Raw genomic sequence first — 12,422 nt, 5'->3', positions numbered from 1 at the left:
TTTGTTATGTTTATATTTATAATAATACTAGATGCCTTTCCCTAATAGGCGACTATCTTTCTTTATATATATAGATAGTTTGAAATGGAATGAAAATAATTCCTATATGTAAAGGATAATGTGATTAGTATAGGAAGACAATAGAGCTTAAAGGAAATTCATGTAAAATTCAGATGAACTTCACGCGAACTTCATATTGGAAACTAAATATGATTATAATAGGTTATTATAATGTTTATTTGTGATTTTTCATAAAATTAAAAGTTTGAATTTAGGAGAGAGGAATCAAACCTAAATTCAAACTTTAGTGAAATAATTAGTGGAAGTTACGTTTAGTTTTCACTAATGGATGCATTTGTAAGTTCAGCAGGAGTGCCTGTTCCTGCTCCTCCGATTGTAATCGATCCACCAGGAGGAATTTCACCATTCCATCCTGCATTCGTAATTACGTAATGATTATTTATTTTACTACTAATTTTAGAATCCCAAACTTGTGTTAAATTGCCGTTATAATCAAATTCTAATTTCCAGCTTTTAATAGGGGTCGTTCCACTATTTTTAATTACAATCGAGAAGTTGTAACCACTTCCCCAATTTGAAGTGACTGAAAAGGTAGCATTGTTATTTCCACCAGGAGGTGTTGTGCTAGCATCGTCTGTTTTTACAATAATAGAAGTGGGCTGTGATTTATTCCCAGCGGCATCTTTTGCTATTATTGAAAATTTGTATTCTGTATTAGATTTTAAGTTTTTAATTATAATGCTATTTGTTGTTGTACTCCATTTCTCTTCCCCAGCAGTAATTTCATATTCCGTAACTCCTACGTTATCAGTAGATGCAGTCCAGTTTAATTGAACTGAGTTTGAATTTTTATTTGTAACAGCAATATTTTTTACGTTTGTTGGTGACTCAGTATCTTTTTGACTAATAGGTCCACCTAGTAATTCTTTTACTAACGTATCAAGTAATTTAGGTCCACTACAACTATATTTTGGACTTGTACGGCAATCTCCGCTGAGTTCCCAAAACATTGCGCCACTTAAACCTTTTGTCTTTATATAGTCTGTTTTATATTTCATAGATTCGTTGTCATCATAGCTAATAAACATACCTGTAGTAGCATTATATAAATAAGGTACTTTCGCTGCATCGTTCCATCCGCGAACAAAACCATTTTTATTAACATAATTAGCCGCTAAATCACCATAATCGTATACACCTGTATCACCGGTAGAATAATCATCCCAAGTACCTTTAGAAGCGAGTTTTCCATCACTACCTGGCTTACAAGGTTGGTATTGGCCGTTATTTTCTTTTCCGCAACTTTTCCATCCACGTCCGTAAAAAGGTACACCTAATACGAGTTTATCTGCTGGAACCCCTTCATTTGTATAAATGTCTATCGCACCATCTACGTAAAATTTCGTATCCGCTGCTGGGTCATTTGGATCTTTGTATAGAGCTGCATTATGGTTAGAAGTAGCTTCCCATCCACCGTGGAAATCATATGTCATAATATTAATCCAATCCAGTATTTGAGAGATTTTCTTTAGCTCTGTATGATCAGCATAACGTTGGCTTGCACCTGATGCGATTGTTAGTAAATATTGTTTGCCATCTTCTGCACCAGCTTTTGTTAATGCATTTCGAACTTCTTGAAGGAGTAGAGTGAAGTTTTGCTTATCTTCAGGACGATAACTACCACCAGGAATCGTTTCTACGCCCGGATATTCCCAATCTAAATCAACGCCGTTAAATCCATATTCGCGTAGGAAATCGACTGTAGATTCAGCGAATACTTTTCTTGTTTTTTCATCAGCGGCCATGTCAGAAAAGCGGTTAGACCAAGTCCAGCCACCAACAGAAATAATTGTTTTTAAGTGAGGATACTTAGCTTTTAATCGTTTCAGTTCGCCGAAATTTCCGCAGCGTGCGTATTTATCACAATCTTCCCAAGTTGTACCTGAGCCAGGATAAGATTTTGTGACATCGGCCCATGGTTCACCGAGTACGAGAGTACCATTAGGGACTTCTTTATTTTGCAGTGGTACACCAGATTCTTTACAGTTCCACGTTTGTTTATTTGGATTATCGGGGTGAGTAGAAGGGTTTCCATGTTTTCCATTCCAGCAAATATCAGCGAAAGCGTAGTTTAAATGAGTTAGTTTTGATGCATCAATGTCTGCAACTTGATAATTACGTCCGTAAATGCCCCACGAAGGAAAATACCCAACAACTTTTTGACCTTGCTTTGGTGACTCTGCTAATGCGAAATTTGGAGTAATAAAGTTTGTGAGAAAAAGAGGTAAGAAGAGTAGTAGGGATAGTAATAGCAGTGTGAATTTTTTTGATTTCATAGTCATTTCTCCTTTCAAAGTAAAAGATATATTTAAAGGCATGCGCCAATAAATCAAAATGAATCTAGACAAAAATGATCAGACATCACGAAGTCTATACAAGGAGCTGAAGCTGATTAAATCGTAGCAAATGTAAGATTTGGTGTAAACGCTTTATTGAATTCGAAAAGACTTTCTCAATATGAAATGGCTCTAATACAGATTACACATGAAAATAAAATATCGATTAGGGAGGAAAGGGCTTCTTGGAGTTAAATTTGAGAAAAAATTGTATGAGGTCAATTTGTAATAGCGTAGCAAGATAATGAAATTTCATGTAAAATAATAGTAAAAATATGTAAGGGGGGGAGTATTGTGGATGTGTTTTTGAATATTGCCGAAGAAAAGATTCGACAAGCAATACGGAATGGAGACCTTGATCATATTCCGGGAAAAGGAAAACCACTACAATTAGAAGACCTTTCAATGGTACCTCCAGAACTTAGAATGAGTTATAAAATTTTAAAAAACGCGGGCATGATTCCACCAGAAATGGAACTACAAAAAGATATATTAAAAATAGAAGACTTAATTGCGTGCTGTTATGATGAAGTAGAGAGAATAAAGTTACAAGAAGAGTTAACAGCAAAAACGCTTCGTTTTCAGCAGGTAATGGAAAAGAGAAAGATTAAAGATAGTTCAGCTTTTCGTATGTATCAAGATAAAGTATTTCGTAAATTACGCTAAGAGGGATAAGATGAATACATTTAAAACGATAGAAGAATTAGCGACATATATTGAAGAACAACAATTAGTACTTCTGTTTATTAAAACAGAAAATTGTGGTGTTTGTGATGTTATGTTAAGGAAAGTAAATTACGTATTAGAGAATTATAATTACGTAGAGAAAATAGAGATATTGCTACAAGACATGCAAGAGATTGCGGGGCGATATGCTGTATTTACAGGTCCAACAGTTTTATTATTTTATAATGGAAAAGAAATTCTTCGTGAATCACGCTTCATTTCGCTTGAAAATCTAGAGAGAACCATTCAATTATTCGAGGAATAAGGGAGGCTTTTATATGGAATTTATTATTTTCATACTATTATTTGTTGTAGTTGGAACAATCTTAACAGCAGTTCGATCAAACAAAAAGAAGGTAAATCTTACAAAACAAAATAACATTCATAACTCATCTAACAACTCATCACCATTATTTTTCTTTGCGGGATCTGATAATGATAGCTCGCATGGAGGTTCACATGATTGTGGAGGATCTTTCGGTGGAGATAGCGGAGGCAGCTGCGATGGTGGCGGAGGTGGCGGTGATTGATGAGAATACGCCCTATAAGGGGCGTATTTCTTTTTAAACAAACGTTTGATTAGTTGGTTTACATATGCATAAAAACAGTTAAACAAACGTTTGATTAAATATTTTTAATATACTAAGGGGAATGGAAATGGAAAGAGAACCGAAAGTGAAAAACAAGGGGAAAGTAATGTTATTTTTAGTAGCTGCGGGAGGCATATTTCTTGTTAAATTAGGATTTAAAATTGGAACAATACACATGATTCGAACGTGGTTTGAGAGTACGTTTTCTTAAATAAGAAATATAGCCTCTTGTAATAGAGGTTTTTAATTTGTTATTATTAGACTGAACGGTCGGTTTAAAGAGGTGTGAATATGAGAAGAAGTGCAGAAGAGATAAAGAAAGAAATTGCATATAAAGCAGAAAGTCTGTTTTCACAGAAGGGCTACGCAGCTACATCTATGGAAGAGATTTGTGAAATTACAGAGCGAAGTAAAGGAAGTATTTATTATCACTTTAAAAGTAAAGAAGAATTATTTTTATTTGTAGTAAAACAGCATACGTATGATTGGCTTGAAAAATGGAATGAAAAAGAGAAGTCGTATAGTACGAATACTGAAAAATTATATGGTCTCGCGGAATATCATGTAGCGGACATACAGCAACCAATTTCAAATGCAATAGAGGAATTCTCTATGAGCCAAGTTGTAAGTAAAGAGATTTTGGATGAACTATTAGCTTTAACTAGAGAATCATATGTTATGTTTGAGAAACTAATTGAAGCAGGCATACAGTCTGGAGAGTTTCGTGAAGATAATACGCGCGATCTTATGTATATTGTGAATGGATTATTATCAGGGCTTGGAGTACTTTACTACGAGTTAGATTATAAAGAGTTGAAACGTATTTATAAAAAGGCAATAGATGTATTGTTAAAAGGAATGGCAGCTGAATAATAAGTCAGTTGCTTTTCTATAAAATAAATTAGACCGAACGGTCGGTTTATGAAAGGGGAATGAAAATGAACACTTTATTTAAAAACCGAGCATTTATGCTCGTTATGGCATCTGATATTTTACAACAATTTGCAATTTGGATTAGAAATATGGCTCTTTTGTATTTCATAATGGAGCGAACGAATAATGATCCAGTTTCCGTTTCATTGTTATCGGTTATGGAATATGCACCTATTTTTATTTTCTCGTTTATCGGTGGTGCGCTAGCTGATCGCTGGAATCCGAAAAGAACAATGGTCGCTGGAGATGTATTAAGTGTAATGTCTATTATAGGAATTGTCCTGTTGTTAAAACTGGATTATTGGCAGGCTATATTTTTTGCAACACTCATTTCCGCAATTGTAGGTCAGTTCTCTCAGCCATCATCTTCGCGTATATTTAAGCGCTACGTGAAAGAAGAACAGATAGCAAATGCGATTGCATTTAACCAAACATTACAGTCATTATTTCTGATCTTTGGACCAGTGGTAGGATCGCTTGTGTATACACAACTTGGTTTATTTACGTCGCTATATAGTTTAATCATTTTATTTTTGTTATCTGCTATCGCTCTTTCATTTTTACCGAAATGGGTTGAACAAGAGCAAGTGGCAAGAGATTCATTAAAAAATGATATAAAAGAGGGTTGGAAATACGTTCTTCATACGAAAAATTTACGTATGATTACAATCACTTTCACCATTATGGGCTTAGCTGTTGGACTAACGAATCCGTTAGAGGTGTTTCTTGTAATAGAACGCCTTGGAATGGAAAAGGAAGCAGTTCAATATTTAGCTGCAGCTGATGGAATAGGTATGTTAATTGGTGGTATTGTTGCTGCGATTTTCACTTCAAAAGTGAACCCGAAAAAGATGTTCGTATTCGGTATGGGCATATTAGCGATATCGTTTTTAGTAGAAGGGCTATCTACATCATTTTGGATTACTAGTTTCATGAGATTTGGAACAGGTATTTGTCTAGCTTGTGTTAATATCGTTGTCGGTACGCTTATGATTCAACTTGTACCAGAAAATATGATTGGAAGAGTAAATGGAACAATTTTACCACTGTTTATGGGGGCAATGTTAATCGGAACTTCAATAGCTGGAGGATTAAAGGAGATGACCTCATTAGTTACTGTATTTTGTATAGCGATGGCACTTATTTTATTTGCGATAGGGCCAGTTCTACGCATGCAAATAAATAAAGGGGATGTCGCTAATAAAGAGGAACTAACAAATTCATTAGCCTCGAAATAACCATTGTAAGGGAGCTGAATAGCTCCCTTTTCTTGTGACAGTCTTTTGACAATGAAATGTACCGACTATATACTAATGTTGTAAAAACGATTTTACATGTTAGGAGAAAAGATGTGAAAAATCAAATTTATGAATTACGCACTGAGAATAATATTTCACAAGGTGCATTAGCTGATAAGTGTAAAGTTTCAAGACAGACGATAAATGCAATTGAGAATAATAAATATGATCCAAGCTTAGCATTAGCTTTTCGTTTAGCGGAAGTATTAGGAACAACTGTTGATAAACTATTTTTGTACAAGCAGTAGGGGGAGTAGTTGTTGGGGAAAGAGAAAATAAGCCTTTTCGTTACTGTATTAGTGGCTATAGGTACGTTAGTGTTTGCACTTTACTATTGGTTAACTGAACTTCAAGTAAACTGGTATGCACTATTTATTTGTAGCATCGCGTTACATTATCTATTTAAAAGTTTGGCATCACATAGCGTTGAAGGGGATACTGAGGAGAAAGAGGATTTAGAAAAACATGTATTAAAAACAAGTGCCAATGTTACATATTATGTACTCGTTGTATTAATTTTTGGCTTGTTTTTCGCATCGGTAGGGTTTAATAGATGGATTGATTTTCATAACATACCGCTTTTGTTTGCGTTATGTGCTGCGATAGTTGTAAAGCCAGCTGTTGAGTTTTTAATTGTAAGACGTTATAGATAAAAAAGATCCTCTTCTTGCATGAAGAGGATCTTCTTCTTATAGCATTTTAGTTTTTGGACTAGGTGGTGTAACGGATGTATTATTTTCAGGGACCTTAGTTAATAAAAATCCACCGATAATAAACAACACAATAATACTAAGGACACCGGCGTTTGTTTTTCCCGTTAATTGCGTTGTAACACCGACTAATACTGGACCCATAATCGCGGCAAACTTGCCAAATATATTATAAAATCCGAAGAATTCATTTGCCGATTCTTTAGGTACTAGTTTTGCAAAATAGGAACGACTAAGTGCTTGAATCCCGCCCTGAGAAGTGGCAACTAACATTGCTAAAATCCAGAAATCGAGTGTCGTTTTTAAGAAATAAGCATATGTGCAGATAATGATATAAATAATAATACCGACATATAGCATTTTTTTACCGGTAAATGTCTCCGATAGTTTTCCGTACAATAAAGCGAATGGACAAGCTACAATTTGTGTGACGAATAATATGATTAATAGATTTGTTGCACTAATACCGAGGTCTGTTCCGTAAGCGGTGGACATAGTAATAATTGTATCGACCCCATCAATATAGAAAAAGTAAGCAATTAAGAACATAAAGACCGTTTTATATTCTTTAATATTTTTAAAAGTATCAGCAAGGCGTTTGAAGCTCATTGTAATTGGTCTTGGGTGACGTTCAATATAGTGCGTTTGTTCTACGTTTTTTAGCATTGGAATTGTGAATAATCCCCACCAAAGAGCTGTGATCGCAAATGAAATTTGACTAGCAATGCCAACTGATAAAGGGATAGTTCCTTTTTGAGCAAGAATGATAAGAGCGATACAACCGATAAATGGAATAGTACTCCCAATATAGCCTAAAGCGAAACCTCTCGTAGAAATTCGATCCATTCTATCTTCAGAAGTGACATCTACTAAAAATGCATCATAAAAAATATTTGCTCCAGCAAAACCGACTAATGCGAGCATATAGCATCCTAGTAATAAGTACCACTGAGATGTTGGGACGACTGCTAGCATACTTGTAAAGACGATACCGAGTCCAAAGAAGAATGTGAAAAATCGTTTTTTAAATCCTTTATAATCAGCAACTGTGCCGAGAATAGGAGCAAGTATAGAAATTAAAAGTGTTGCGAACGAGTTTGCATATCCCCAATATGCTGTTGAAGTTGCACCAGATAACCCAGCTTCCTTTGCAGCTGCTTTAAAGTAAATTGGGAATAATGCGGTTGTAATGACGAGCGAATATACGGAGTTCGCCCAATCGTATAATATCCAGCTTTTTTCTTGTCTGGACATTTTTTTCATATAATGTTCCCCCTCAAATTTGTTCTACTAACAGTGTACAAAAATAAAAATTATAAAAAGAGAAACAATGATGAATTTTACATAACTTTTACATATATACACAGTTCTTTACAATTGGAGTAAATCCTCTACAATTGATCCGTCTGTTTCACCTAAGTGTAAACCGAGTAGTCTAGCGATAGTTGGGCCTTCATCAATAAGTCTCATATACGGTATGGTAGTGCCGCTTTTTATCCCTTTCCCGGCAGCTATAAAAATTGTTTCATAGTTAGGTTTTGCTGGAGAGTATCCATGCGTACCAAATGTATATTTTTTACTAGGCGTAACATCTTTTTCAGTAATTTCTTTTATAAAATCTCCTGTATAGTTTTCAGTGAAATAATACCCTTCTCGTGCTTCCAACATAAATAAACAGTTACCATCTGCACCGCATTCCTTCGCATCTTCATCATGAAGTATAAATTCAATACCGTTTTGTTTATTTTGAAGCAGTTCTTCAAGGAGTAGTTGTACTTCTCGAATTGTATCGGTATCGTTTTTGTCTTTCACATATACATAGGCGGATCCATCGCAACTTTGGCAATAAGCATTCCAGTCTACTAATTTGCCTTTTGAATTTATAGAGATAAGCCCTTTTTGATGAAATAGTACATTTAATTGAATGGCTTTGTTTTCACTTAAAGCGCTATGATCACCAAGAGCGATAATGGTGCTCTCTTCGTATAGTCCACTGTCTTTTAAAGCTTGAATAATTTTCCCTAGTCGCTCATCATGTCTATGAATTGCGGCTATTGTTTCTTTGGATTCAAAGCCGTGATAGTGTCTTTGGGTGTCTAAATCGGTGAAATGTACAAACATGACATTAGGCTTTTTTGTCTGGATTGTATGCACAGCAGAAGCAAGTACGAAATCATCAAGTTCAGGTTGTGACAGTCCATTTCGTATATGACCGAAACGACCATTTAAATCTAATTGGTATAGCGGGCTACCGCTAAATAATGAAACTAAAACTTGATTTTGCCACGGTCTATTTGGAAAGATTTCTGGTAAATTGTAATCAATATTTGCTCTGCCGGTAACAGGCCATAGAAGAGCAGCTGTCGTTAAATTTGCTTTATGTGCTTCATCATATAATGTTGTTCCTTGTATTGATTTTCGGTACCAATGCCAATCGGGTGATTCACGTCCAGGTTGAAGTAACGTATTGCTAACAACACCATGTTTATTAGGATAATTACCAGTTACGATTGTTGAGTGACTTGGATAGGTTACAGAAGGATAGATGGGCTCTACTTTTTCGACAACCGTACCCTTTTTGATTAGAGATTGGAAGTGAGGTAATTTTTGTAGTATAGGAAAATCTAAAGCTGATAAACAGTCGAATGATAAAATGATGACACGATTCGTTAATGCTTTATCCATAAAGTAATCCTCCTAATTATATAAAACCTATTACTATATATTACTATTAATACCTAGTAATAAAAATATGTTTTTAAATAAAATTTATTATTTATTTTCAGAAAAGTTAAACATATAATTAAGTATAAGGGAATGAATGAAAGGAGGGAATACTGTGGATCTGCTAGATGGATTTAGTATCTTTTACATCATTGGCGGAATTACGATTATTCTTGTATTTGCTATTTCGTATTTACTAAAGAAAAGGTTTCCAGACAAGCAGTTTGATATTATATTTGCACTTAGTTTAATACTTCTTTGCTTAGCATCCTTTCCCGTTACAATGATGGTTATTGGTGGATGGGAAGGAATGGGATATGGATTTATTGGTTTCTTCGTCCTACTTGGTACACTTATCGGTATGATTGCACATCAACTTGTGAAAATTACGAGAAAAAGCTACGTATAAAACTGTAAAAAATGAAAAGAATATATAAAAAATAAGAAAATTCACTCTTGTTTTAGGGTGAAATTTATATTATGATATTCAACAAATTTACTTCGTTATAACGATGAAAAAGGACTAGTACATGTTCAACCTTTTTAGCAGAGAGAGAATCCGTCAGGCTGAAAGATTCTTAAAAAGGCGATATGGAACCTACCTTTGCGTTCTGCATATGCAGCGGGAATTTCCCGTTATCAAAAAGAGAGCATGCGCAATTTTTGTGCATGAATCAGGGTGGTAACGCCGGCAAAGCTCGGTCCCTATTTAGGGGCGCGGGCTTTTTTGTATTTTCTAGAAGGAGGAAGACTGACTATGGCAAAAGAACAAGTACAAGCGATTACGAAGATGGAAGAGGACTTTGCACAGTGGTACACAGATATTGTAAAAAAAGCAGAACTTGTTGATTATTCAAGTGTAAAAGGATGTATGATTCTACGCCCGTACGGCTATGCCTTATGGGAAAATATGCAGAAAGTGATGGATGAGAAGTTAAAAGCAACTGGTCATGAAAATGTGTATATGCCAATGTTTATCCCAGAGAGCTTATTACAAAAAGAGAAGGATCATGTAGAAGGATTTGCTCCTGAAGTAGCATGGGTGACACATGGTGGGGATGAAAAGTTAGCAGAAAGACTTTGTATACGCCCTACATCCGAAACTTTATTCTGTGAGCATTTTTCAAAAATTGTGCAATCCTATAATGATTTGCCAAAGTTATATAATCAGTGGTGTTCAGTAGTTCGTTGGGAAAAGACCACGAGGCCATTTCTTCGTACAACGGAATTCTTATGGCAAGAGGGTCATACAATTCATGAAACAGCAGAAGAATCTCAAGCTGAAACATTAAATATTTTAAATCTATATGCTTCTTTCTGTGAAGACTACTTAGCGATACCAGTAATTAAAGGACAAAAAACAGAAAAAGAAAAATTTGCGGGCGCAAAGGCGACTTATACGATTGAAAGCTTAATGCATGATGGGAAAGCACTTCAAACAGGAACATCCCATAACTTTGGAACGAATTTCTCTGAAGCATTTGATATTAAGTTTTTAGATCGTAACGGTAAGTGGCAATATGTACACCAAACATCTTGGGGCGTATCAACAAGAATGATAGGTGGACTGATTATGGTTCATAGTGATAATAATGGGCTTGTAATGCCTCCTAAAGTCGCACCAGTGCAAGTTGTTATTGTACCGATTGCTCAGCATAAAGAAGGCGTTTTAGCGAAAGCAACAGAGTTACAAGAACATATTCAAAAGGTTGCACGAGTAAAAATAGATGCTAGCAATAAAACACCTGGTTGGAAATTTAATGAGTATGAAATGAAGGGAATTCCAATTCGATTAGAAGTTGGTCCGAAAGATATTGAAAAGAATCAAGTTGTACTCGTAAGAAGAGATACGAAAGAAAAAGAGTTTATAGCAATGGATCAATTAGAAGAACGCATTCCAGCACTACTTGAGGAAATTCATAACTCTTTATTTAATAAAGCAAAAGTATTTCGTGATGAAAATACGTATAGTGTGACGAAGTTTGAAGAGATGAAAAAAGTAGCTGATGAAAAGCAAGGATTTATTAAGGCGATGTGGTGCGGGGAACTAGCCTGTGAAGAGAAATTAAAAGAAGAAGTCGGAGTATCTTCTCGCTGTATGCCTTTTGAACAAGAACATATAACTGATGAATGTATTTGTTGTGGTAAAGAAGCTAAACAAATGGTGTATTGGGGAAAAGCGTATTAATGCTCTTTTGGATAGGAAGGATGAAAAGGACTTTGGGCTGCATAATAAAATGCAATCCAAAGTCCTTTTTAGTTTTACAATTTGTTTCATGTATTTTTAAGATGGAAGGATATGTTTTTATTTTGCGTTTTTACGGCGAATGAATAGTAACATACCAATTAGGAATGTTGAAAGTCCCATTAAAATAGATGCAGGATAATGTGTTGCAGTATTCGGTAACTTATCGCCTTGTTTTTTCGCGTTATCTTTTACGTTACCACCTTGAGAGCCATTTCCTCCTTGAGAACTGCTATCGCCTTTACCACGGTTACCTCCATGAGAGTCATTTCCCCCTTGAGAACTGCTATCGCCTTTACCACGATTGCCGTCAGAACCACTGCCGCCAGAGCCGCTGCCACCAGAGTCGCTGCCACCAGAACCGTTACCGTCAGAACCACTGCCGCCAGAGCCATTGCCGCCACTGCCATCAGAACCGTTGCCACCAGAACCGTTACCGTCAGAACCACTGCCGCCAGAACCGTTGCCGCCAGAGCCGCTGCCATCAGAACCGTTGCCGCTAGAGCCGCTGCCACCAGAACCGTTACCGTCAGAACCACTGCTGCCAGAGCCATTGCCGCCACTGCCATCAGAACCGTTGCCACCAGAACCGTTACCGTCAGAACCACTGCCGCCAGAGCCATTGCCGCCAGAGCCGCTGCCATCAGAACCGTTGCCACCAGAACCATTGCTGCCAGAGCCGTTGCCGCCAGAGCCGTTGCCGCCAGAGCCGTTGCCGCCAGAGCCGTTGCCGCCAGAGCCGTTGCCGCCAGAGCCGTTGCCGCCAGAGCCGTTGCCGC

Annotated in this window: 14 protein-coding genes and 1 other annotated feature; of the genes, 10 read left to right on the top strand and 4 right to left on the bottom strand. The window is 36.3% G+C overall.

Translation table 11 applies throughout. The features are described from left to right. Positions 1-332 precede the first annotated feature (332 nt). A complete protein-coding gene (locus tag PDK19_RS25180; RefSeq protein ID WP_270708167.1) occupies positions 333-2,357 on the bottom strand; it encodes a glycosyl hydrolase family 18 protein in 2,025 nt (674 codons plus the stop codon). A 354-nt stretch (positions 2,358-2,711) separates the two neighbouring features. Here PDK19_RS25180 and PDK19_RS25175 point away from each other — a divergent pair, with 354 nt between their 5' ends. The 8 genes from PDK19_RS25175 (at position 2,712) to PDK19_RS25140 (ending at position 6,617) form a co-directional block, all read left to right on the top strand. Beyond that, the gene (locus PDK19_RS25175) at positions 2,712-3,083 is read left to right on the top strand and encodes a J-domain-containing protein (RefSeq protein ID WP_000382358.1); all 372 of its coding nucleotides are present in this window, start codon (positions 2,712-2,714) and stop codon (positions 3,081-3,083) included. 10 nt (positions 3,084-3,093) lie between these two features. Further along, positions 3,094-3,408, top strand: a complete 315-nt coding sequence (locus PDK19_RS25170) for a thioredoxin family protein (RefSeq protein ID WP_001091337.1) — start codon at positions 3,094-3,096, stop codon at positions 3,406-3,408. A gap of 13 nt (positions 3,409-3,421) precedes the next feature. Continuing rightward, entirely contained in the window at positions 3,422-3,673 is a 252-nt protein-coding gene (locus PDK19_RS25165) for a hypothetical protein (protein WP_000394354.1), read from the top strand. Between the two features lie 127 nt (positions 3,674-3,800). Continuing rightward, a complete protein-coding gene (locus PDK19_RS25160) occupies positions 3,801-3,944 on the top strand; it encodes a hypothetical protein (RefSeq protein WP_014893343.1) in 144 nt (47 codons plus the stop codon). 80 nt (positions 3,945-4,024) lie between these two features. Continuing rightward, a complete protein-coding gene (locus tag PDK19_RS25155; RefSeq protein WP_088106326.1) occupies positions 4,025-4,606 on the top strand; it encodes a TetR/AcrR family transcriptional regulator in 582 nt (193 codons plus the stop codon). A gap of 65 nt (positions 4,607-4,671) precedes the next feature. Then, a complete protein-coding gene (locus PDK19_RS25150) occupies positions 4,672-5,904 on the top strand; it encodes an MFS transporter (protein ID WP_001093905.1) in 1,233 nt (410 codons plus the stop codon). A gap of 56 nt (positions 5,905-5,960) precedes the next feature. Further along, a complete protein-coding gene (locus PDK19_RS25145; protein WP_001974760.1) occupies positions 5,961-6,212 on the top strand; it encodes a helix-turn-helix transcriptional regulator in 252 nt (83 codons plus the stop codon). Between the two features lie 12 nt (positions 6,213-6,224). After that, the gene (locus PDK19_RS25140; protein ID WP_014893342.1) at positions 6,225-6,617 is read left to right on the top strand and encodes a hypothetical protein; all 393 of its coding nucleotides are present in this window, start codon (positions 6,225-6,227) and stop codon (positions 6,615-6,617) included. Between the two features lie 36 nt (positions 6,618-6,653). Here the strand turns inward: PDK19_RS25140 and PDK19_RS25135 are convergent, their stop codons facing one another. Further along, entirely contained in the window at positions 6,654-7,937 is a 1,284-nt protein-coding gene (locus PDK19_RS25135) for an MFS transporter (protein WP_000738823.1), read from the bottom strand. Between the two features lie 108 nt (positions 7,938-8,045). Beyond that, positions 8,046-9,359 (bottom strand): alkaline phosphatase family protein, encoded by a 1,314-nt coding sequence (locus PDK19_RS25130; RefSeq protein ID WP_049114349.1) that lies wholly within the window; start codon positions 9,357-9,359, stop codon positions 8,046-8,048. 154 nt (positions 9,360-9,513) lie between these two features. Here PDK19_RS25130 and PDK19_RS25125 point away from each other — a divergent pair, with 154 nt between their 5' ends. Then, positions 9,514-9,807: a YesK-like family protein gene (locus PDK19_RS25125; RefSeq protein ID WP_000364817.1), complete on the top strand. Its 294-nt coding sequence runs from the start codon at positions 9,514-9,516 to the stop codon at positions 9,805-9,807. 94 nt (positions 9,808-9,901) lie between these two features. Then, positions 9,902-10,108 (top strand) — a binding site (T-box leader). A gap of 47 nt (positions 10,109-10,155) precedes the next feature. Next, positions 10,156-11,586, top strand: a complete 1,431-nt coding sequence (gene proS / locus PDK19_RS25120) for a proline--tRNA ligase (protein WP_001040949.1) — start codon at positions 10,156-10,158, stop codon at positions 11,584-11,586. A gap of 117 nt (positions 11,587-11,703) precedes the next feature. On the opposite strand, the gene PDK19_RS25115 is transcribed toward proS, so the two are convergent. Then, positions 11,704-12,422, bottom strand: a 719-nt coding sequence (locus PDK19_RS25115; RefSeq protein WP_270708166.1) for an LPXTG cell wall anchor domain-containing protein, incomplete at its 5' end; no start/stop codon positions are given.

This window comes from Bacillus cereus group sp. BcHK124 (genome assembly GCF_027712065.1).
Taxonomy (GTDB): domain Bacteria; phylum Bacillota; class Bacilli; order Bacillales; family Bacillaceae_G; genus Bacillus_A; species Bacillus_A pacificus.
Note: the sequence above shows the minus strand (reverse complement) of the source record. Positions and strands in the feature narration are given on the sequence as shown.

What these genes read in the sequence shown, in the direction of transcription:
- PDK19_RS25180 (WP_270708167.1), bottom strand. Translation starts at nt 2,357, where the DNA reads ATGAAATCAAAAAAATTCACACTGCTATTACTATCCCTACTACTCTTC.
- PDK19_RS25170 (WP_001091337.1), top strand. Translation starts at nt 3,094, where the DNA reads ATGAATACATTTAAAACGATAGAAGAATTAGCGACATATATTGAAGAA.
- PDK19_RS25165 (WP_000394354.1), top strand. Translation starts at nt 3,422, where the DNA reads ATGGAATTTATTATTTTCATACTATTATTTGTTGTAGTTGGAACAATC.
- PDK19_RS25160 (WP_014893343.1), top strand. Translation starts at nt 3,801, where the DNA reads ATGGAAAGAGAACCGAAAGTGAAAAACAAGGGGAAAGTAATGTTATTT.
- PDK19_RS25155 (WP_088106326.1), top strand. Translation starts at nt 4,025, where the DNA reads ATGAGAAGAAGTGCAGAAGAGATAAAGAAAGAAATTGCATATAAAGCA.
- PDK19_RS25150 (WP_001093905.1), top strand. Translation starts at nt 4,672, where the DNA reads ATGAACACTTTATTTAAAAACCGAGCATTTATGCTCGTTATGGCATCT.
- PDK19_RS25145 (WP_001974760.1), top strand. Translation starts at nt 5,961, where the DNA reads ATGTACCGACTATATACTAATGTTGTAAAAACGATTTTACATGTTAGG.
- PDK19_RS25135 (WP_000738823.1), bottom strand. Translation starts at nt 7,937, where the DNA reads ATGAAAAAAATGTCCAGACAAGAAAAAAGCTGGATATTATACGATTGG.
- PDK19_RS25130 (WP_049114349.1), bottom strand. Translation starts at nt 9,359, where the DNA reads ATGGATAAAGCATTAACGAATCGTGTCATCATTTTATCATTCGACTGT.
- proS (WP_001040949.1), top strand. Translation starts at nt 10,156, where the DNA reads ATGGCAAAAGAACAAGTACAAGCGATTACGAAGATGGAAGAGGACTTT.